This window comes from Faecalibacterium sp. DFI.5.82 (assembly GCF_029076575.1).
GTDB classification, from domain to species: Bacteria; Bacillota; Clostridia; order Oscillospirales; family Ruminococcaceae; genus Faecalibacterium; species Faecalibacterium duncaniae.
Genome location: NZ_JARFIS010000650.1, coordinates 1 through 304 on the forward strand (window position 1 = coordinate 1; position 304 = coordinate 304).

The 304-nt window shown below is 47.4% G+C and carries 1 rRNA gene; it reads left to right on the forward strand.

What is annotated here, in order from left to right:
• Positions 1–304 (forward strand): 23S ribosomal RNA (locus P0G09_RS18275); the annotation flags it as partial.

The window sequence follows — 304 nt, forward strand, 5'->3', positions numbered from 1 at the left end:
CGTAAGTTGAAAATTGCGGGGATGAGTTGTGGGTAGCGGTGAAATTCCAAACGAACTTAGAGATAGCTGGTTCTCTCCGAAATAGCTTTAGGGCTAGCCTCGCAAAGAGGATGCTGGAGGTAGAGCTCTGTTTGGACTAGGGGCCCGTCAAGGGTTACTGAATTCAGATAAACTACGAATTCCAGACATTTATGTGCGGGAGTCAGACTGCGAGTGATAAGATCCGTAGTCGAAAGGGAAACAGCCCAGATCACCAGTTAAGGTCCCAAAATTCATGCTAAGTGGAAAAGGATGTGGAGTTGCG